General features: G+C 33.5%; 22 protein-coding genes. All 22 read right to left on the reverse strand.

The window, feature by feature from the left end:
* Window positions 1–48: 48 nt before the first annotated feature.
* The 22 genes from NYQ10_RS05045 to NYQ10_RS05150 all read right to left on the reverse strand — a co-directional run bounded on the left by NYQ10_RS05045 (window position 49) and on the right by NYQ10_RS05150 (window position 19,232).
* Window positions 49–834, reverse strand: a complete 786-nt coding sequence (locus NYQ10_RS05045; protein ID WP_289879170.1) for a polysaccharide deacetylase family protein — start codon at window positions 832–834, stop codon at window positions 49–51.
* Window positions 831–1,892 carry a beta-ketoacyl synthase N-terminal-like domain-containing protein gene (locus NYQ10_RS05050; RefSeq protein WP_289879171.1) on the reverse strand — a complete coding sequence of 354 codons (1,062 nt, stop codon included), beginning with the start codon at window positions 1,890–1,892 and terminating at the stop codon, window positions 831–833. The genes NYQ10_RS05045 and NYQ10_RS05050 overlap by 4 nt, the downstream gene beginning before the upstream one ends.
* Window positions 1,892–3,091, reverse strand: a complete 1,200-nt coding sequence (locus tag NYQ10_RS05055; RefSeq protein WP_289879172.1) for a beta-ketoacyl-[acyl-carrier-protein] synthase family protein — start codon at window positions 3,089–3,091, stop codon at window positions 1,892–1,894. Before NYQ10_RS05055 ends, NYQ10_RS05050 begins: the two co-directional genes overlap by 1 nt.
* A gap of 162 nt (window positions 3,092–3,253) precedes the next feature.
* A complete protein-coding gene (locus NYQ10_RS05060) occupies window positions 3,254–3,511 on the reverse strand; it encodes a phosphopantetheine-binding protein (protein WP_017496902.1) in 258 nt (85 codons plus the stop codon).
* 2 nt (window positions 3,512–3,513) lie between these two features.
* On the reverse strand, window positions 3,514–4,131 hold the full coding sequence (locus NYQ10_RS05065; RefSeq protein ID WP_289879173.1) for a 3-oxoacyl-ACP synthase: 618 nt from the start codon (window positions 4,129–4,131) through the stop codon (window positions 3,514–3,516).
* A 29-nt stretch (window positions 4,132–4,160) separates the two neighbouring features.
* Window positions 4,161–4,820 carry a hypothetical protein gene (locus NYQ10_RS05070; protein ID WP_289879174.1) on the reverse strand — a complete coding sequence of 220 codons (660 nt, stop codon included), beginning with the start codon at window positions 4,818–4,820 and terminating at the stop codon, window positions 4,161–4,163.
* Between the two features lie 12 nt (window positions 4,821–4,832).
* Window positions 4,833–5,981, reverse strand: coding sequence for a beta-ketoacyl synthase N-terminal-like domain-containing protein (locus NYQ10_RS05075; protein WP_289879175.1), 1,149 nt, complete (start codon window positions 5,979–5,981; stop codon window positions 4,833–4,835).
* 106 nt (window positions 5,982–6,087) lie between these two features.
* A complete protein-coding gene (locus NYQ10_RS05080) occupies window positions 6,088–6,537 on the reverse strand; it encodes an acyl-CoA thioesterase (protein WP_289879176.1) in 450 nt (149 codons plus the stop codon).
* Window positions 6,512–7,795: an ABC transporter permease gene (locus NYQ10_RS05085; protein ID WP_289879177.1), complete on the reverse strand. Its 1,284-nt coding sequence runs from the start codon at window positions 7,793–7,795 to the stop codon at window positions 6,512–6,514. The genes NYQ10_RS05080 and NYQ10_RS05085 overlap by 26 nt, the downstream gene beginning before the upstream one ends.
* Window positions 7,785–8,483 carry an ABC transporter ATP-binding protein gene (locus tag NYQ10_RS05090; protein WP_289879178.1) on the reverse strand — a complete coding sequence of 233 codons (699 nt, stop codon included), beginning with the start codon at window positions 8,481–8,483 and terminating at the stop codon, window positions 7,785–7,787. Before NYQ10_RS05090 ends, NYQ10_RS05085 begins: the two co-directional genes overlap by 11 nt.
* Window positions 8,484–8,546: 63 nt before the next feature.
* Entirely contained in the window at window positions 8,547–9,545 is a 999-nt protein-coding gene (locus tag NYQ10_RS05095; protein ID WP_289879179.1) for a BtrH N-terminal domain-containing protein, read from the reverse strand.
* Window positions 9,546–9,950, reverse strand: coding sequence for a hypothetical protein (locus NYQ10_RS05100; RefSeq protein WP_289879180.1), 405 nt, complete (start codon window positions 9,948–9,950; stop codon window positions 9,546–9,548).
* Between the two features lie 28 nt (window positions 9,951–9,978).
* Window positions 9,979–10,446, reverse strand: coding sequence for an ABC transporter permease (locus NYQ10_RS05105; protein WP_289879181.1), 468 nt, complete (start codon window positions 10,444–10,446; stop codon window positions 9,979–9,981).
* 3 nt (window positions 10,447–10,449) lie between these two features.
* Entirely contained in the window at window positions 10,450–10,881 is a 432-nt protein-coding gene (locus NYQ10_RS05110) for a hypothetical protein (RefSeq protein ID WP_289879182.1), read from the reverse strand.
* Window positions 10,881–12,014 (reverse strand): beta-ketoacyl-ACP synthase III, encoded by a 1,134-nt coding sequence (locus NYQ10_RS05115; RefSeq protein ID WP_289879183.1) that lies wholly within the window; start codon window positions 12,012–12,014, stop codon window positions 10,881–10,883. Before NYQ10_RS05115 ends, NYQ10_RS05110 begins: the two co-directional genes overlap by 1 nt.
* 17 nt (window positions 12,015–12,031) lie before the next feature.
* A complete protein-coding gene (locus NYQ10_RS05120; RefSeq protein ID WP_289879184.1) occupies window positions 12,032–12,934 on the reverse strand; it encodes a dialkylrecorsinol condensing enzyme DarA in 903 nt (300 codons plus the stop codon).
* Window positions 12,935–13,065: 131 nt separating this feature from the next.
* Window positions 13,066–13,971: an LpxL/LpxP family acyltransferase gene (locus tag NYQ10_RS05125; protein ID WP_289879185.1), complete on the reverse strand. Its 906-nt coding sequence runs from the start codon at window positions 13,969–13,971 to the stop codon at window positions 13,066–13,068.
* Window positions 13,972–14,226: an acyl carrier protein gene (locus NYQ10_RS05130; protein WP_276171421.1), complete on the reverse strand. Its 255-nt coding sequence runs from the start codon at window positions 14,224–14,226 to the stop codon at window positions 13,972–13,974.
* The gene (locus tag NYQ10_RS05135) at window positions 14,219–15,454 is read right to left on the reverse strand and encodes a beta-ketoacyl-[acyl-carrier-protein] synthase family protein (protein WP_289879186.1); all 1,236 of its coding nucleotides are present in this window, start codon (window positions 15,452–15,454) and stop codon (window positions 14,219–14,221) included. Before NYQ10_RS05135 ends, NYQ10_RS05130 begins: the two co-directional genes overlap by 8 nt.
* Window positions 15,455–15,674: 220 nt before the next feature.
* Window positions 15,675–16,406 carry a 3-oxoacyl-ACP reductase FabG gene (gene fabG / locus NYQ10_RS05140; protein WP_289879187.1) on the reverse strand — a complete coding sequence of 244 codons (732 nt, stop codon included), beginning with the start codon at window positions 16,404–16,406 and terminating at the stop codon, window positions 15,675–15,677.
* 9 nt (window positions 16,407–16,415) lie between these two features.
* Window positions 16,416–17,642: a WG repeat-containing protein gene (locus tag NYQ10_RS05145; RefSeq protein WP_289879188.1), complete on the reverse strand. Its 1,227-nt coding sequence runs from the start codon at window positions 17,640–17,642 to the stop codon at window positions 16,416–16,418.
* Window positions 17,643–17,711: 69 nt separating this feature from the next.
* Window positions 17,712–19,232, reverse strand: a complete 1,521-nt coding sequence (locus NYQ10_RS05150) for an HAL/PAL/TAL family ammonia-lyase (RefSeq protein WP_289879189.1) — start codon at window positions 19,230–19,232, stop codon at window positions 17,712–17,714.
* Between the last annotated feature and the right edge of the window lie 35 nt (window positions 19,233–19,267).

The raw sequence follows: 19,267 nt of genomic DNA on the forward strand, positions 1-19,267 counted from the left end.
ATTAAATAAAACCCGTCTAATCCGCGTCTTCGCATAAGCGAATCTGTTTCATCCGCGTTCAATTTCATAAGCATTAAGATTCAGTAATTCTTCAATAGAAATCACTTCATAATTATTTTGCTGTAAAAATTGCAAAAACTGTTCCAAGACCAAAACGGAATGTTTTCCCGTATCGTGCAAAAGTACAATTCCGCCAAGAGAAACACGTTTTTTAATTCGATTCAAAATCGATTCTACATTTGTTGTTCCTCCGTCAAGCGAACGAATATTCCAGCCGATAACTTTATGATTTGTTTTTTTTAAAGCTCTTCGAATCGAAGGCGTCGTAACTCCATAAGGCGGACGAAAAAAGTTTATCTTTTTTGAAGTGAATTTTTCCAGCAATTGATCTGTTTTACGAAGTTCCTTCGTTATTTTATCTTCATGATAAAAATCGAAAAATTTAGAATGAGAATACGAGTGATTTCCAACCAAATGACCTTCGGTAATAATTTGTTTTACAATTTCGGGATGCTTTTCGATGTTTTTTCCAATGCAGAAAAAAGTCGCTTTGGCATTGTATTTTTTTAGAAGTTCTAAAACTTCCAAAGTAAACTCACTCGGACCATCATCAAAAGTTAAGGCAATTTTTTTCTCCGTTTCCAGCGGATTATTGCAGAAAGCTTTTACATGATAATTAGAAGAAATTCTCGAAGAACCAGCAGCATTTATTCCGATCCAAGTTACAACGATTCCTAAAAACCAAAGAAAATTTATTGTTATATAAAGATTCAAGAGGTTCAGAAGAATCAATAAAATGATAAAAAATATCGAAATGTTTTTATGCGTTATCATTTTGAAAGTAACGTAAAACTATGATTTTTTCCGTTTAATTGATTGTAAAGTAAAACCGTTTTGTAAGCTGGTTTTGTAACCGAATTTACGTTTATGATTTCTGGAATTTCTTGCGTTTTTAAAATCTTTGCCGCCACCCAAAAAGCAAAAGCTGAAGCCGTATCATATTCGCCGCTCAAATGTTTGTAGTACAAAACAGGAGTTTTTGCAAATGCATTTTCGGCAAGATTTCTATAATAATTTTCGAAAAAAGCATTTCCATCAAAACCTAAAACCAAAGCATCAATATCCGAAATTTCTAAATTATTAGATTTCAAAAAGGATTTAATTTTAGATTCTACTTCATTTACTTCAAGAGTATTTACAATAGCAACATCCAAAAGTTCAGCATAAGTATTCTCTTTTCTTTCATTTTCTAAAACAAAAAAACTAGCGCCTTCTCCATAAACAGCTCCACTTGTTGTAGAAGTTAAAACATCATAAGGAGCAGAATTATCTTTTTTGATGCGTCCGTTTAATTTGAAAAGGGCAGTTGTATAATCGCCGTTTTCATCAACTCCACCAACCAAAATTGAATTGGCTTCGTCTTCTTCAATTTGCATTTTTGCATCAATCAAAGCCGATTCAAAAGAAACTGCACCATTCACGTAAGTAAAATTATAACCTTTACATTGCTGTAAAAGTGCAATTTGCGCGCCAACTGTATTATGAGTTGACTGAATAAAAGAAGTCGGAGTCAGAAACTCTTCTTTATTATCTAAAATGCTTTTCAGGAATTTTTCAGAATCTTCGATACAGCCCAAACCAGTTCCAGTAATAATCGCATCGACATTTTCGACATTCGCATCTTTCATTGCTAAAGCCGAAGCTACGATTCCGTTTTTTACACCTTTAGCCATTCTTCTGCTGGCAGCTGGCGAAATGTATTCTTTGTACGCAGGCGGAACAATTGCCAACACATTTTCATCGTGATTTACATTGGCTTCTTCTAAAAAAACAGTATCAAATGTTTTTTGAGTCGAAATACAGCCTACTCCATTTATATATGTTTTTTTCATTAGCTTTTTGAAAATATAAGGGTTGAACAATTTCCTCCAAATCCGAAAGAATTAGATAAAACGTGTTCGATATTTGCATTTTTTAAAGTAGTCTGCGGTGTCAAATCGAATTCTTCCATTTGAGTTTCAAAATTCAAATTCGGATAAACCACATTATTCTGAATTGCCAAAACACTGTAAACAGCTTCAATCGCAGCCGCAGCCGCCAAAGTATGACCTGTAAACGGTTTTGTCGAACTAAAATCTGGAACTTTTTCTTCTTCGTAAATACGTCGTAAAGCTCTTCCTTCAGATAAATCGTTGTTTGGCGTTGCAGTTCCGTGAACGTTGATGTAGTCAATTTGCGAAGGCTTTAAACCCGAAACTTCAAACGCTTTTTTCATTGCTAAATAAGCGCCGTCTCCATTTTCTGAAGAAGCCGTTTGGTGAAAAGCATCATTTGCATTTCCGTAACCCGAAACTCTAGCCAACACTTTTTTGTTTTGTTTGGCCACAATTTCATCTGATTCTAAAACTAAAAAAGCGGCAGCTTCGCCCAGATTCAATCCTTTTCTATTATTGTCAAAAGGTTTGTTGTAATCGTCAGATAAAATCATCAGAGTTTTAAATCCGTTGATGGTGAATTTAGCCAAAGCATCGGCTCCGCCTACAATTACGCGATCTAATTTTCCAGTTTTGATTAATCTCGCGCCCAACATAATCGAATTTGCCGCAGAAGAACAAGCTGTAGAAATAGTAGTTACCATTCCTTTCAAACCTAATTCTTCGGCTATTTTTTCGGCAACATCACCGCCGTCGTGACAAGTGATATATTTAACCAATTCTGGTTTTTCGAAATAATCGTAATAATGTTTCTCCGTCATGTCCATTCCGCCCACACTGGTAGCCGAAATAAGTCCGGTTCTAAATTCGTTGATTGAGGTAATGCCAGCATTTTCAACAGCTTGTTTTGCTGCCAAAGTACCAATCATAGCGGTTCTCGAAAAATTATTATCGCTGTTTAATCCCAGTTCGCTGATAAGCTCATAGTTGGTTTTTTTGATTTCACCCACTTTGATAACATCTGCATGAACTGTAGAAATATTGGAGATGCGAGAAACCCCGATTTTATTTTCGATTAAGGAATGATAATTTTCCTCAACCGAATTTCCGATTGCGGAGATAATTCCCATTCCCGTAATTGCAACACCTTTTGCCATTTTAGATTTTAGATTAAAAACTTTGCGACTTCGCATCTTTGCGAGCAAATTTCTCGTTGCTAAGAAAAAAAAGCTTTGTGATTTAATCTCGCAAAGTCGCAGAGTCGCCAAGTTTTATAAGCATTACTTTAAGTTAGAAACTCTTTGTCAAAGTTTATGTAACTACTTAGTTCTATTCGCGCTAATGTAAGCTGCCATAGTTTCGATAGATTGGAAAATTGTTTTCCCTTCTTTCGGATCTACTAATTTAATTCCGTAATCTTTATCTAAAATCACGATCAATTCAAGTGCATCAATCGAGTCTAAACCTAAACCATCTCCAAACAAAGGATCGTTATCAGCAATGTCTTCAATTGCGATATCTTCAAGGTTTAAAGTAGTTATGATTTTATTTTTTAATTCTTCTTTTAATGCTTCCATGATTATTTATTGTATAATGTATTGATAGTTTCGTTTTTATATTCTGTGTTTTCTGCTGTACTAATCGTACAAAGAAAAGCTTTATAATTGTCATTGAAAAATTCTACCCAGCCGCACAAAACCGTATCTGCCTTATTCGTATTCAGAAGAATATTGGAATAATTGGACATAAATTCTGCGTTAAAGGTTTCAAATATAAAGAAAGAATTTTCACTTTTCAGCTGATGACGGATACTTATTTCGCCCAAACAGATATTTGGCAGCGTATAAACAAAAACAGCTGGACTCGGAAAATAGTTTTCTTTGTCTGAAATAGATTCCTGATATTTTACATCGGTATCTAAACTGGACGATTTATTAGCCAAAACTAAAGCGATATTGTTTTCTTTTTCTTCTGAAGTTATCGGACTCAAAAGCAATTCAGATCCTAAAAAAGCCAGTTTGCTCAAAGCATCCATTTTGAAAAACTTTGGATATTGCATTTCAAAATTACGATACGCTTGTTTAGAGAAATCTGCAAAATCGGTTGGTTCGATTTTGAATACAGAAGTACCGTTCAAAACAATTTCGTTGTTTTGGATGGTGATGTAGGATTGTATGTGGGTTTTTTGATTAAACATTTATTTTTTAATCTGAGTAAATTTAATTATTATGATAAAAGAGCAGTTATTATCGAAGTTATAATAGCGGTAAATATTGCAGTGATAATTACAAGTAAGATGGAATCTTTATTGTTTTTTAAAAAGCTACTCTCATGTCTTCTTTTTAATTCTATTTTACCATTAGAATTTTTATTTAATAGAGTAAAAAATAATATTACAAACCATAGAACTATTGGCCATAGGTTTTGTTTAATATTTACAATTTCTTTTAAGTAATATGTTTTATAACAATAAATTAAGCAAGATATTGTAGTTATGGTTATAATGTTGTAAACGGCATTTTTAGGATTAAAAAAATATCTAATTAACGGACTGTTTTTTCGTTTCAAGAATATTTTTTCAATTTCGTATGCTATTTTATTTTGTTTTTCTCCATAAGAACTGACAGATCCTAAATCTTCGACTATTCTAACATATAAAAAATTAAAACTACCTACTTCATTTTTTAATTCAATCTTAATAATCTTAGGATTATTTCCTTTATAATGTTTTAACTCTTCTAAATTTTCATAAATGTTATCATCATCAAATAATATGTAATTTTCATTCAGAGCTGAAAATTTGGATAAAATTAGCTCAATATCATCTAAAAATAATTTAATGCCAGATATAGTAGATGAAAATTTATTTTGTTCGATAGGTTTCATATTTATATAAATTTATCTGAATGATTTCACTTTCTCAAAAACCACTGCCGTATTACAACCTCCAAAACCAGAAGCTGTTTTCAAAAAATACTCAATAGTTGCCTCTTCATTTTTCTCAATAACATTTACTGCTTCACTAACACCAATTTCATCAAATCCTTTCGATTCAAAAAGCATATTTCTATTCGCAGATTCAATCGCAATTACCGTTTCCAATAATCCTGAAGCGCCTAATGTATGACCGTAAAAACCTTTTAAACTATTTACAGGAACATTTTGCAAACCTAAACGATTTAAGGCAATTGCTTCCATTTCGTCGTTGAATGGAGTTGCTGTTCCGTGTGCTGAAATATAATCTAATTTGTTGGCTTCGATTTGAGCTTCTTTCAAAGCATTCCGAATACTTCTAAACAAACCTTCACCAGTTCTAGACGGACCCGAAATATGATTCGCATCGTTTATCGAACTGTCGCCAATTACTTTTATTTTTGCGTTTTGGGCTTCCGCCGAAACTAAAACTGCTGCTGTCGCTTCGCCTAAACTTACTCCTGTTCTGTTTTTAGAATACGGTTTACAAGGCAATTCACTCATGGCTTGAAAAGCATTAAAACCAGATAAAACAAATTCTGAAACTTCATCGCCAGCGACTACAAAAACATTGTCATAAAGTTCAGATTGAATCATTCTTTTGGCAATTGAAACGGCCAAAATTCCCGAAACGCAAGCATTTGAAACCACAATTGGCTGTATTTTGAATCCGAAGAAATCTGAAATGTTTTTTGCTAAAACATCTAAATGTGCATTATTGAAACTTTCTTCAGAATCATTTTGTAAAGCCGTAATATTTCCTTTTGTGGTAGAAAGTATAAATGCCGTTTTTGAATTTAATTCAATTCCAGAATTTTTGATAATCGGCTCTAAAGCCAAAATCATCATTTTCTCTAGACGCGAATATTGGGTTTCAGTACTAATTTTTGAAAAAGCGCTATTTATTTTTTCATCTGAAATAATCGAAGCATAAAATGAATTCGGCATCAAAGAAATATCACTATGAAGTTGAATTCCCGAATCGCCACGCAAAATCGCTTCGATGTTCGATTCAACATCAAAACCTAAAGGCGTGATACAATTTGTTTCGGTGATGTATATTTCTCTTAACATTTTATGATTTTAATTTCGTGAAATTTTTGCTCGCAGATTTGGCAGATTAAGCAGATTTATTACGATTTTACAATTTTTAATTCGTGAAAATTTGTGAAATTCGTGGCTACTTCAACAATCCCACTTTTCGTTTCCATTCCTCATAAAAAGGCGGATTCGTCAACATCAAATTTCCTGCTGCATCTAAAAAAACCTGAGTTGTTTCTCCTGTGCAGGCAACTTCTCCTTTTTCATCAATAATTTTAAAACGGTAAATCATTTTGGCAGCTGGCGTGTCTACAACCGTTGTTTCGATTGTTACCACATCGCCGTAACGCAAAGACAATTTATGTTCGCAAGTCGATTTTACAATTGGAGTTGTGTAACCAGTTGCCGCAATATCTAAATATGTAAGTCCGTGTTGGCGGCCAAACGCTTCACGTCCATCTTCGAAATAAGTAATATAGTTTCCGTGCCAAACAATTCCAAGCGGATCTGTTTCGTTAAAACGAATTCTGATTTCGTGTGAAACGGTCAAGTCTGTAGCCTCGTTAAACTGCTCTTTTCTTTTTATCATAAAATAATGCGATGGAAGTTGTAATAATGAAAAACAAAAATAATAAACTTATTTCTGGAATGATTTCTAAGAACGAAACGCTGCGCAATAAAACGTCGTAAAACGCCTCTAATGCCCAGTTCATTGGTGAAGATTTAGCAATAATCTGCATAATTTTTGGCATGGCAAAAACGGGAACCCAAACGCCACCAACGGCAGCTAAAATAATCACACTTGTTGCGCCAAAAGGAGCTGATTGTTCTTGTGTGCTTGCTACGGTTCCTAATAAAATTCCGAATCCGATTGCTGCAAAACCTGAAAATAAAGCCACAACACTCATCATCAATAAATGTCCTTCAATATTTAAAGAAGGCAATCCGATAGACGGAAATAAGAATACGGCAACAGCAACCATCATGTAAAACTGAATCATACAAATGATCGAGTAGGTAATAGTTTTTCCAATAATAACAACCAAATTAGAAACTGGATTGGTTCTTAATCGAACAAAAGTTCCTTGTGATTTTTCTTTTACAATATTAATAGATAACGGAATTACAATAAAAAAGATTGCAAAAAGTGTCCATGCCGGAACATTGTGTTGCGTCGAATTAGGACGAATCTCTTTGTTATTAATCTTCGGAATTATTTCTTTAAAACTGATGAAATTTTTCTGCTCAAAATCGATAGTTTCTTCTCCTAATTGTTTTTGAAAAGTGCTGTAAATTGATTTTGTTTCAATCTGCGAAATCATTTTGTCAATCGAACTCATAACTGCATTTTTGAAACTCATTTGAACCGCTGGATCAAAATATAGTTTTACCTCTTTTTCTTTTATAATGCGTTGAGGTTCGCTTGTTGCAGTGCTATCTGTCAAACCTAAATTGCTCACAATTTTTTCTACATTCTGATCTACTTTTGTCTGTAAGTCAGAACTTAGGTTTTGTGGAATTACAATTGCCAATTGAAATTTTCCTTTGTAAACATTTTCTTTGGCAATTTCTTCTGTTACAGGTTTGTTGTCAATTTTAGTTACTACTGTAAACAAATTGCTTTTTTCTAAATTTTCAAAAACCGTTTTTGCAACAGAACCTTTGTCATTATCGACAATTAGAATCTGAATTTTAGAATCGGTTACAGCTTTAAAAGTGCTGTCTTGAATTAAAGTCACAGTAATCACCAAAACCAAAGGCATTATAAATAAAATAATCAATCCGCCTAAATCTCTTTTTAGCAAAAGGAATTCTTTTACCACCGACATCCAAATTTTATATATCATCTCTCAACGCTTTTCCGGTTAATGAAATAAAAACATCTTCGAGATTTCGGGCATCTTTCGTAGCTTCAATTAATGCCAATGGAGTATCTTGTGCATAAATCTGTCCTTGATCTAAAATAGCGATCTGCGTGCAGAAATCTTCGGCTTCAGCCAAATGATGCGAAGTATAAATAATGGTCGTTCCGCTTTCGTTTAAAACTTTCAAATAATCGATAATCGCAGCTTTAGAATGCACATCGACACCAACTGTTGGTTCATCTAAAAACAACACTTTTGGTTTGTGCAGAATTCCAGCAATTAGATTAACGCGACGTTTCATTCCGCCCGAAAAAGTCTGAACTTGTTTATCTGCAAATTTCAATAAACCCAAAAGATCCAAAGCTTCGATTACTTTGTCTTTTAGATCAGAACCTTTCAAACCGTACATACTTCCAAAATAATGCAGATTTTCTCTCGCCGTTAAAGTCGGATATAAAGCATATTCCTGAGGAACAACACCAATAATTTTTTTAATTTTTGAAGCCTGATGCTGATAATCTAAACCATCAATTGAAAAATGTCCAGAAGTTGGTTTTACCAATCCGCAGAGCATGGAAATTAAAGTAGTTTTTCCAGCTCCGTTTGGACCTAATAAACCAAAAATCTGACCTTCGTTTATGTTTAGCGAAACGTTGTTCAAAGAATACATTTCTGCATTTTTGTACTTTTTCGAAAGGGATTCTATTTGAATGATAGACTGCAAAATATATTCTTAGCTAATCGCTTTTTTTAATTTTTTGAAAAAGATTTCTTCTCTATTCGCAATGTCCAAAAGTTCATCGGCAATAGTGTTGTACGCATCTTCTTTGGCGCTTCTGTTTTTATAAATTCTTGAAGCTTCAACAGCAAAATCTCGCCATGAATCGCCAATTTTTGTCATTTCTTTTGAAAGTTCTTTTAGTTCTTCATTACCTAAAATAACCGAAGCTTCCTGTAAAAATGCTGCATAAATAAAACGGAAACCCCCGCCTCCAGTTCCAATTTCTTCTTGCATACGAACCATTTGCGCCAAATAATGATTGGCTTTTTTGGTTCCGTGTTTTATAGGCCATTTTCTAATTTGCTTAGAAACAAATTTGATTCCGCGAACACCGACAATTGGCATTGGCGCCAACATATCCCGACACGTATTTTTTATTCCTTTAATAATGGCGCTTTTTAAATCGACGTCTTTCGGAACTTGAATTGGATAATACATTTGTCCGCGCGGTGCAAAAGCACCTTTAGCAAAACGAACTTTGTCTAATTCTTCGTGTGTTAATGTTGTAACGGTTTCCATAACTGGATCGCTCACTAAATAATCAGTTTCGGTTTTGCCATAAACGACTAAATTGTGCGCGTTGAAATGAAAACGATATTCGTCTGGAAAGTAGCTTAAATTGTAAACGCCAACTTGTAATCCCGTTGGAATATTATTTTTTAAATTTTCATCTAAAGCTTTATTCGCGTTTGAAACTGATGAAAATTTTTGTCTTTTTATTTTTAAATTTAAACGAGTTGCCACTTTATTAAAAATCTGTCCAGGCAAAGTTCTGTAGCTGATTGCCGGAGCATAATTGACTTTTATAAAAGGCAGGTATACAAAAAATAAACCTGAGCCAATACCAAAAACCATCGGTTCGCTGATGTTTAGTCCGCTATTTTTTAGCAGATTTGACGCTACTCCATTCTCGCAATGAGCAGACTGATGATGTGTGAAAGTTAATTCCATTTATTTGGTAATGCTGTTTTTTAATTCTTCAATTGAAATCTCAAAAGTATCGGCGTATTTCTGCAAAATTTTATGACTTAATGTTGCAAAAACACTTGGTTTAAAATGTCTTTTTACGCGCCATTTCCAAAAACCTACATAACTAGACAAAATAGTAAGATCCATTTTGTTGACTTCCATAAAATACACAATCGGACTTGCTTCGCCATTTAAAACTTGTTGTTTGGCATCGGCAATTCTTTCGTTTATTTCGTCGATAGAATTTGAAAGTGCAATTGTTTTGGGTTCCCAGCCAGTGCTTAATGTTGTGGTATAATTGCCATTTTCATCTGTAGCGTACAAAAGCTCTTTTACGTTGTTTTTTGTTAAGTTACTTTGATCCTGAGGTACTTTATCTTTTTCCATTACCTAGTTATATTTTCAAGAGGAATTGTTACGAAACCGAAACCGTTTTTTGAATAAACAAGTTGATTTCGCATTCTAAGAGTATCTGATTTTCGACAGAACTGTTACAGCTCATCGTGCATAAAGTGTAATCGTCGCCAGCAAATTTTGAAACTAAATTTGCTTTGGTAATTATGGTTTCGCCGACTTTTGGCAACGAATGAATTTTTACATTTTTTAAGGCACTGATAAATCCAATTACATTTACGTTTTCATTTTCTGTTCCGTCTTCGTCAAAAAAGTATTTTTTTCCAACAATAGACGAACAAGTCTGCGCCGTATTTTCTATTAAACCTGCTTCGATAAAAACATTATTCTGAACAAAAATATTGTCTTGTTTTATCAAAAAGATGGTTTCTACAAAGTTGGCATCAATATCCAAAATTAAATCGACCATAAGCATTGGCGCTCGGTGCGGTAAATAATTTTGTATGTCAACTCCGGTATTCAAAATCATATATTATTTGGCTAAAACGGTTTTCATTTGTCCGTTTGCAATTTCTTCATTATTTAATTTCGTGACAATATTCACTAAAGTGATTCCTGCAAACTCTTGCAAAATAGTTACTTCAGACTGAATATTGTCGTTTAATTGAGGCAGTTTTTTAATTTCAATTTCCTTAATAGAACCAATATATCCCGTTGGAGCAATTTCATTTTTTAGAAAAAATTGATATCCAGTATGCAAAGCAACAGATTGTGCCATATGTTCAATTAAACCAGCTTCAAGAAAAATGTCATTTTTTACGAAAATATTATCCTGCTGAATCTTTAAACCAGAAACCAAAGAAGTTTCAGTGTAAGAATGCATAGCATCAACCATTACAAAAGGGAACTTTTGAGGCAATAAATTTTCGACCGTTTCTTTTTCTAAAAGCGCCATTGTTTCCATTAGCAAACTGTTAAATACGCATACGCGAAAGAAAATCTTCCACTTTCTGGAACTGATAAAAGAATTTTATCTCCTTTTTTTAAGTTTCCAGAATTCATTAATTCTTCTAAAGCCAGATAAATAGAGGCAGAACCTACATTTCCAACTCTAGAAAGATTCATGAACCATTTATCATCGCTCATCCCGATTCCTTTTTCTGTTAATCCTTTCTTTAATCCTTCAACAAAGAAATTAGAAGAAACGTGAGGAATAAAATACGTAATATCGTCAGATTTGATGTTGTTTTTATCCATTGCGTCTTTCATGCTTTCTGCACCTTTAGACAGGATAAATTCATCTAGTAATTTTACATCTTGCTTAATTGAGAAAACAGATTCGTTCAGCCATTGTTCTGGTGCATAATCGCTCCAACTTTTTATTTCTCCGTTTTCCAATTTATCTCCTCCAGCGTACATGCAGGTTTCTAATTCGTATGCATACGAAAAAGCTTCCATCCATTCTATTTTCAGTGAAATTGGTCCACGTGGTTTGTTTTCTAATAAAAAAGCACCCGCACCGTCAGATAACATCCAACGAAGGAAATCTTTTTTGAAAGCAATAATAGGTTGTTCTTCAAGGCTTTTTAAATTATCAGCCTCATGATTGTATTTTTGAGCATTCAGCCAAGTAGAAACTTTTTCTGATCCTGTGCAGATTGCATTTTTTGAATTTCCAGATTTTATAGAAAGATAACCAAACTTCAATGAGTTCATTCCAGCGCAGCAAACTCCAGTTGAAGAGTTTAATTCTACCGATTTATTTTTTAGCAAACCATGAACCATTGCAGCGTGTGAAGGCAAAAAAATATCCGGAGTTGAGGTTCCGCATGAAAGTACTTCTAAATCTTGAGGTGTAAAATCTTGATCGAATAACGGTAAAATGGCATTTTTTGTTAATTCGGCATTACTGTGAGTGCTTTTTCCTTCTTTATCAACAGCGTAATATCGGCTTGTAATTTTATTATTGCGCAAAATAATACGTCTTGCTTTTGAAGCAGTATCGTTGATAAGACCTAAATAGGCTTCCATTTCGTCATTAGAAACAGCTTCATTTGGCAAATATTTTGCAGCTTTTGTAATATATACTTCAAACATAATTTAAATTTCGTCTTCTAAACTCCCTGATAATATTGAGTTTCTTTTTTTATAGATTTTAACTTAAGCGGATAGGTAATAAGGTGCAATATATACACTATTGGTGAAATTAACCATATCGCAAGGAATAAATAAACATTAAATACTTTAAGTAGTTGTTTTCGGTTTTTTTGATTTTTAGAAATGATGTTCGACCATTTGGTAAAAATTTTATTTGCCGTTTTGTCAACAGTTACTAAATATGAACTTATTTTTACTGCACCAGCGTTTACTAATTTTGGTTGCAATTCGGTAAAATTATTTTTTTGCAAAGAATCCAGCATGATTTCTCCAAATTTATCTGATTCTTGTATGTCTTTTTCTGAAACTCCAGGAAGCGGAAAAACACCTAAATATTTTTTCTTAACTCCCGAAAACATCCATTCTACAATTGTAATCACGCTGATTAAATTTCCAACGCGATCGACCAAAGCTACATTTCCAACCAAATTGGCATTGGCTTTTCTCAATAAAACTTTGATTTTTTCCTGCGCCATAATCCACATATTTCTAGAACCGCTGATCGTAATTACAGGCGTATTATTTAATATTTTTTTGGCGTCATCACTTTTCAAAAATGAATTAATCGGAATTGAAGGTGATAAATACCAAACCTGATAATGAAATAAGACCAAATCAAATTTTGTATTTAAAATTTCTTCTGGAACTGGTTTTAATGCTGTCGGAATCTGTAAAAAAGATTCTGGAAAAGCATCAAAAAACGAATCTTTATTCCACGGAAACGGAAACGGTTTTTCTAGTTGTATTTCGTGAAAAGTGAGATTTATTTCTTCTGAGTTTAGAAATGGTTTTGCAATGTTTCTTGCAATAGATTCCAGTTGTCCAGACTGAGAATAATAAATTATGAGAACATTTTTCATTTAGGTTTTCTGGCTTTGGTGGTTAGCAAAAATAGGTAAATTTATTTAAACGAATTTTCTTATCTCTGCGATTCATCCAGAATTGACGATTTTTTAATTTATTGCAAAAAATCGGGTAAAAACAAGGTGTTTCAGTATTGTTTTGACAATGAATTCTTGTTTTCTATTTGATTCCAAAAATCAAAATAATTGAACCATTGTAAAGGATATCGATCTAGAATGCTTTCTAGACTTTTTACATATTCTTTTAAAAGCGCTTTTTCGTCTCGATGTTTTACTTCGGCTTCTCTTGCATACAAATGATAGTGAAGATTTGGTTCTTTCATTACGTAAACAAAAACCACAGGAACTTTTAATCGTGAGGCAATTAAAAATGGTCCGGCCGGAAAGTTGGCTTCTTGACCTAAAAGATTTTCTGAAAGCGATTTTGTTCCTTCAAAATAACGATCGCCCGTAAAACAGATTAATTCGTTATTTGCCAGCGCCGCATTGATCTCAAAAATATGCGATAAATCTTCTCTGATAATGATGAATTTTACCGTAGGTTTTTTAGAAACACTTTCGAGATAATTTTTGATGGCAGAATGTTCTAAATCTGTCGTCACTAAATTGATTTGAAAATCGAGATCGATTTCTCCGAAAAAGTGTTCTGCAATTTCAAAATTTCCAACGTGTGCGCTAATTAAAACACCGCCTTTTTTCTCGGCAAGTAATTTTTTGAGCGTTTCGATTCCGTCAAATTCGTAGGTGAATTTATTTCGCAATCCAGCCGAAATGGAAATCTTATCAATGATAGTTTGTCCAAAATTGTAGTAACTTTTGAAAACCATTTTTTTAGATTTGAAATAGGAGTATTGAAGTCTTTCTTTAAAATAATAGAAAATAGCTTTATTGCTTTTTCTTAAAAATAAAAAATAATAAGAAGCAACAAAGTAAAGTAAACCATAAGCGGCTTTTACACCCGCTTTCTGAATCAAAAAAACGAATATTCTATACCCTAAAACAGTTCCTTTGGATTTACCATCCCATTGACTCATTTAAGCTGATTTGGCTTTTATTTTGGTTTCGATAAGGTCATAGAAACTTTGAAAATCAGAAATTCCAACAAAATCTGCTTCAACTAGTTTTACACCAAAGTTTGCTTCAATTGAAACTACCAAGTCAACATAATCCAGACTATCTAACCCAAGTGTATCTTTTAAATTAGCATTTGGTTCAATGTCGTCATTGTCTACTTCAAATTCATCAACTAAAAAACCATTTATTTTTGCTATAATATCTTCTTTATTCATCGTTCAATTTAAACTTTTTAACCACCAACGCAGAGTTGGTTCCTCCGAACCCGAAAGAATTGGACAAAAATATGTCAAATTTTTTGTTTAACGTAGTTTTAACTAAATTTAATTTTGAAGCATCTTCATCTGGATTTTCCAAATTGATGTTTGGTGCAATGAAATCGTTCTGCATCATTAAGATAGAGTAAATAATTTCGCTTGCTCCAGCCATCCAGCATTCGTGCCCTGTCATCGATTTTGTAGAACTTACAGGAGGATTCTTTTCGCCAAAAACTTCAAAAATAGCTTTTGCTTCGTTTGCATCGCCAACTGGAGTTGAGGTTGCGTGTGCGTTTATATATTCAATATCTGAGGCTTTTAAATTTGCATCATCCAATGCGCGTTTCATTGCTGTTGCTGGTCCTTCGACGTTTGGAGTAGAAATATGTCCTCCGTTTGAAGAAAATCCGTAACCGCTAATTTCTGCAATAATATTGGCTCCGCGAGCAATGGCAGATTCATAACTTTCTAAAATTAAGGTTGCGCCACCGCCACTCGGAATTAATCCGTCGCGACCAGAATCGAAAGGTCTTGAGGCTTTTTCTGGATCACTTTCTCTATTAGAAAAAACACCTAATCCGTCAAAACTGCTCATCGCATATTTATTGATTTCCTGAGCGCCGCCAGTAATTATAATGTCTTGAAAACCACTTTTGATTAAAAAATAAGCCAATCCGATAGAATGAGAACCGCTTGCGCAAGCTGCACTTACAGTAAGATTGATTCCTCGAAGTTTAAAAATCGTCGAAAGATTCATTGTTACCGTAGAATTCATCGACTTAAAAATTGCACCAGAACCAATTAACGCCGTGTCTTTTTTCTCGCGAACAATGTCTGTAGCATCAATAATAGCTTTAGAAACACTATCGTTTCCGTACATAATTCCGACTTCGTGTTCATCAAAAAAAGCATCGTCGATGTTGGCATTTTTTAATGCTTCTATAGTTGCCATATAAGCATATTCGGTTTCTTCACCGATGCTCATACGTTGTCTTCGCGTCAATAAATTTTTAAGATCGGCTTTCGGAATCATTCCGGTCAAAGCAGATTGGAAACCAAATTCTTTTCTTTCAGAATCAAACTGAATACCAGATTTTCCTTCGTATAACGAATCTTTTACTTCGTTTAAAGAAGTTCCGATACAAGAATAAATTCCCATTCCAGTAATTACAACTCTTCTATTCATCGTCTTTCAAAGTAATTTTTTATCCTTAAAGTGTCATTTTTAAAACTAATGCACAAAGTTTTTTATCTATTTTTTATTTTTTAATCTCGCAAAGACGCAGAGTCGCAAAGTGCTTTTTTATTTAAGGTTTTTAATAAAACTTTGCGACTCTGCGTCTTTGCGAGCAATTTTCGTTGTTAAATAAAAAACTTAAAAACAAACTTCGCAAACATAGTATTCTTTAAGAATATATTCCTCCGTTAATATTGATAATTTCTCCTGTAATATAACTTGCTTTTTTAGAAATCAAAAAGCTTACCAAATCTGCAACTTCTTCGGCTTCGCCAAAACGATTTACTGGAATAAGTTTCAATAATTCTTTTTCGTCCAATTCACTCGTCATATCTGTTTTGATAAAACCTGGAGCAACAGCATTTACCGTAATATTTCGTTTTGCTACTTCTTGTGCCAAGGCTTTTGTAGCAGCAACAATAGCACCTTTTGCAGCCGAATAATTAGTTTGTCCTGCAGTTCCTTTTACTCCAGATACAGAAACGATATTTACAATTCGACCATATTTATTGCGAAGCATTTTTTGGATGAAAAACTGCGTCACATTAAAGAATCCGTTTGTGCTTGTATTCATTACGCTGCTCCAGTCTTGTGGTGTCATCCACATAAAAAGACCATCTTTTGTAATTCCGGCATTATTTACAATCGCTTCAACCAATTTTTCAGGATTTTCTTCCTGCCATTTGTTTAAGACGTTTTGTACTTGCTCAAAATCTGCAACGTCAAAACCTAAGATTTCTCCTGTTGCGCCTAATTTTTGTATTTCTTGTAATGTTTCTTCGGCAGCCGTTTTATTCGAATGATAATTAATCAGAATATGATAATCGGATTCTACGGCTAATTTTTTACAAATAGCACTTCCAATTCCTCTAGAACCGCCTGTTACTAATACACACTTCATAAGTGAAATTTATTTCTTTTTCTTGGCTGCTGGTTTCGGTGTCGATTTTGCAGCTGGTTTGGTTGTTTTTGTTTCTTGTTTTGGAGCTTCGGCAGGAGTAGCAATAGGTTGAGGTTTTTCAGATTTCGAAAATAGTTCAGCATTTTCAAACCATTGATTCGCTAAAACCGTTCCGTCTGGGTTAAGAAATCCCCATTTTCCTTCGTTTTTAACTCTTGCAACGCCACCAATAAATCCTTTATCTTGTTGTGTAAACATGGCGATAATTCCATTAGTAGTAATTCCATATTGTGTTGGAATAACTAATTTTCCAGATTCATTGATGAATCCCCAATTGCTTTCTTTTACTGGAGCAAGACCGTTTTTACTAAAAACTTCTGCATCGCTGTAAGTTGGTTCAATCACAAATTTTCCTTCTGGATTAATGAATCCCCATTTTTTTCCAACTAAAACTGGCGCTAGATTTTTGGAGAAAGCTTTTCCTTTATCATAAATAGGAAGAATTGCCCAGTTTCCTTTCAAATCGATATAACCAATTTTTCCGTTTTTCTTAGCAAAAGTCAAATCTTGAGTTTCGAAATCCCAGATTTTTTCGGCTCCATCAACAGGAATAAATTTTCCACCGCTTACCAATCCGAAAGTTTTGTCTTTTCTTGCCCAGGTTGTTCCTTTAAAATAATTTCCGATTTCAGCATAAGCAGGTTCAACTAGTTCTTTTCCGTTAGTATCGATAATTCCCCAGTTTTTGTTTAATTCTACTCTTGCAAAACCATTTTCAAATGGCTTGATCTGATCATATTTTGGTTCCAGAACAACAGTCATTTTATTGTTGATTAAACCTACTTTATTGTTTTGTCTGATGAAAGCAACGCCGTCATTAAAATCAAATACTTTGTCAGATGTAGGCGCTTTTTGGATTTCTCCTTTCGTATTAATATACACCCATTCTTTATCTTTTTGCACAACGGCAATTCCGTTGTTAAAATCTTTGGCATCTTTAAAGTCGGCTGGAATTACCCAAGTTCCTTTTGCATCAATAAATCCCCATTTGCCACCGTTTTCTACAGCGGCCAAACCTTCAGAAAAACTTCTAGCCGATTTGTATTGAGGTTCGATTTTAAAAGATCCATCTTTAGAAAGATATCCAATTTTGGAATTCTTTTTAACTAATGCCAATTCTTGACTATTAACAAATTGAATACTTACCAGCAACAAAAAAATAAGTGTCTTTTTCATGATTTTAAAAATTCAATGTTTAATGATTAAAAAACTAAAACTCTTTGGGGCAAATTTGTAAATCAATTTTTAACTGTTGATCAAATAATCTTTAACTTTTTGAACAAAAGGATACATTACTTGGTCTTCCTTAAATTCAGGAATTATATTTCTGATATCGTCATACCATTTTTTAGTTGTAGACGAAATTTGATCTTTTTGTTTTAAATAATCAATCGCCTGAACAATTGTAATTAATTCGATTGCTAAAACTTCAAAAGAGTTTTCAATTACTTTTGATGTAATTACCGCGGCGTTTGTTCCCATACTTACAATGTCTTGATTGTCATTGTTGTTTGGAATACTATGAACGTACATTGGATTTGATAACATTTGATTTTCAGCAGTTGTTGAAGTGGCAACGAATTGAACGCCTTGCATTCCGAAATTAAATCCTAACGTTCCTAAGTTTACGAATGGAGGTAAAATTTCGTTGATTTTTGAATTCAATAAATAATTCAATTGACGTTCTGCAAGCATCGTTAATTTGGTAATAACGATTTTCAATTTATCCATTTCAAGCGAAATATAATCTCCGTGGAAATTTCCGCCGTGGTAAACGTGTTTGTTTTTTACGTCGATGATTGGGTTATCGTTTGCCGAATTAAATTCGTCTTCCAAAATAGAAGCGACATTATTGATAGTTTCTAAAACTGGTCCTAAAATTTGAGGAACACATCTTAGTGAATAATATTCTTGAACTTTTTCTTTGAAGATTTCTTCGGTGTTTTCACCAGAATATAAATGGTCTTCTCTTTTGCGGATTAAAGTACTGTCAGAAAGATTTTTTCTCATTCTTTCTGCAATTTCCTGCTGTCCTTTATGACGTTTGGTTTGATTTAATTCTTCAGAGAAATGATCATCATAAGCTTGAACTAATTCGTTAATCGCACAAGAAGCTTTTAACGACCAGTCTAATAATTTTTGGGCATAATGCACATTTACAACTCCAATTCCTGTCATAACAGAAGTTCCGTTGATTAATGCCAAACCTTCTCTAATTTCTACTTGAATTGGTTTTAAACCTTCGATTTCAAAAACTTCTGGAGTTGGGCGTCTTTCCCCTTTATAAAAAACTTCGCCTTCGCCAATTAAAACCAAAGCTAAATGCGATAATTGAACTAAATCTCCACTGGCACCAACACCGCCGTGTTCAAAAATTAAAGGCGTAATATCTCTGTTGATTAATTCTGCCATTAAATGAACTACAGAAGAATGAACGCCAGAATTACCTAAAGAAAGTGTATTTAATCTTGCTAAAATGGCTGCTTTTGCGCACTCAGCGTTTAAAGGTTTTCCTGTTCCAGAAGAGTGGCTTCTAATTAAATTATATTGCAGCTGAATTTGATCTGACTCTTTAATTCTATATTGAGCCATTGGACCAAAGCCAGTATTTACTCCGTAGATTACTTTGTTTCCTGAGAATTCTTTCAAGAAATTAAAACTTTCGTTTACTCGATTTAAAACCACATCGCTTATGGCAACTTTATTTTTTCCAAAAATTATGGCTTCAAATTCTGCTAAACTTAAATATTCATTTATTGTATTCATCAAATCTATTTTGGTTGCGCTAATTTAATTTTATT

Origin of the sequence: Flavobacterium johnsoniae, assembly GCF_030388325.1 — a bacterium.
In the GTDB taxonomy this organism is placed as follows: domain Bacteria; phylum Bacteroidota; class Bacteroidia; order Flavobacteriales; family Flavobacteriaceae; genus Flavobacterium; species Flavobacterium johnsoniae_C.

Bases quoted from the DNA above. Each gene is read 5' to 3' on its own strand.
- NYQ10_RS05050 (WP_289879171.1), bottom strand. From the start codon at position 1,892: ATGAAAAAAACATATATAAATGGAGTAGGCTGTATTTCGACTCAAAAA.
- NYQ10_RS05125 (WP_289879185.1), bottom strand. From the start codon at position 13,971: ATGAGTCAATGGGATGGTAAATCCAAAGGAACTGTTTTAGGGTATAGA.
- NYQ10_RS05115 (WP_289879183.1), bottom strand. From the start codon at position 12,014: ATGTTTGAAGTATATATTACAAAAGCTGCAAAATATTTGCCAAATGAA.
- NYQ10_RS05105 (WP_289879181.1), bottom strand. From the start codon at position 10,446: ATGATTTTGAATACCGGAGTTGACATACAAAATTATTTACCGCACCGA.
- NYQ10_RS05070 (WP_289879174.1), bottom strand. From the start codon at position 4,820: ATGAAACCTATCGAACAAAATAAATTTTCATCTACTATATCTGGCATT.
- NYQ10_RS05135 (WP_289879186.1), bottom strand. From the start codon at position 15,454: ATGAATAGAAGAGTTGTAATTACTGGAATGGGAATTTATTCTTGTATC.
- NYQ10_RS05080 (WP_289879176.1), bottom strand. From the start codon at position 6,537: ATGATAAAAAGAAAAGAGCAGTTTAACGAGGCTACAGACTTGACCGTT.
- NYQ10_RS05150 (WP_289879189.1), bottom strand. From the start codon at position 19,232: ATGAATACAATAAATGAATATTTAAGTTTAGCAGAATTTGAAGCCATA.
- fabG (WP_289879187.1), bottom strand. From the start codon at position 16,406: ATGAAGTGTGTATTAGTAACAGGCGGTTCTAGAGGAATTGGAAGTGCT.
- NYQ10_RS05120 (WP_289879184.1), bottom strand. From the start codon at position 12,934: ATGAAAAATGTTCTCATAATTTATTATTCTCAGTCTGGACAACTGGAA.
- NYQ10_RS05065 (WP_289879173.1), bottom strand. From the start codon at position 4,131: ATGTTTAATCAAAAAACCCACATACAATCCTACATCACCATCCAAAAC.
- NYQ10_RS05055 (WP_289879172.1), bottom strand. From the start codon at position 3,091: ATGGCAAAAGGTGTTGCAATTACGGGAATGGGAATTATCTCCGCAATC.
- NYQ10_RS05145 (WP_289879188.1), bottom strand. From the start codon at position 17,642: ATGAAAAAGACACTTATTTTTTTGTTGCTGGTAAGTATTCAATTTGTT.
- NYQ10_RS05045 (WP_289879170.1), bottom strand. From the start codon at position 834: ATGATAACGCATAAAAACATTTCGATATTTTTTATCATTTTATTGATT.
- NYQ10_RS05085 (WP_289879177.1), bottom strand. From the start codon at position 7,795: ATGATATATAAAATTTGGATGTCGGTGGTAAAAGAATTCCTTTTGCTA.
- NYQ10_RS05060 (WP_017496902.1), bottom strand. From the start codon at position 3,511: ATGGAAGCATTAAAAGAAGAATTAAAAAATAAAATCATAACTACTTTA.
- NYQ10_RS05130 (WP_276171421.1), bottom strand. From the start codon at position 14,226: ATGAATAAAGAAGATATTATAGCAAAAATAAATGGTTTTTTAGTTGAT.
- NYQ10_RS05100 (WP_289879180.1), bottom strand. From the start codon at position 9,950: ATGGAAAAAGATAAAGTACCTCAGGATCAAAGTAACTTAACAAAAAAC.
- NYQ10_RS05110 (WP_289879182.1), bottom strand. From the start codon at position 10,881: ATGGAAACAATGGCGCTTTTAGAAAAAGAAACGGTCGAAAATTTATTG.
- NYQ10_RS05090 (WP_289879178.1), bottom strand. From the start codon at position 8,483: ATGTATTCTTTGAACAACGTTTCGCTAAACATAAACGAAGGTCAGATT.
- NYQ10_RS05075 (WP_289879175.1), bottom strand. From the start codon at position 5,981: ATGTTAAGAGAAATATACATCACCGAAACAAATTGTATCACGCCTTTA.
- NYQ10_RS05095 (WP_289879179.1), bottom strand. From the start codon at position 9,545: ATGGAATTAACTTTCACACATCATCAGTCTGCTCATTGCGAGAATGGA.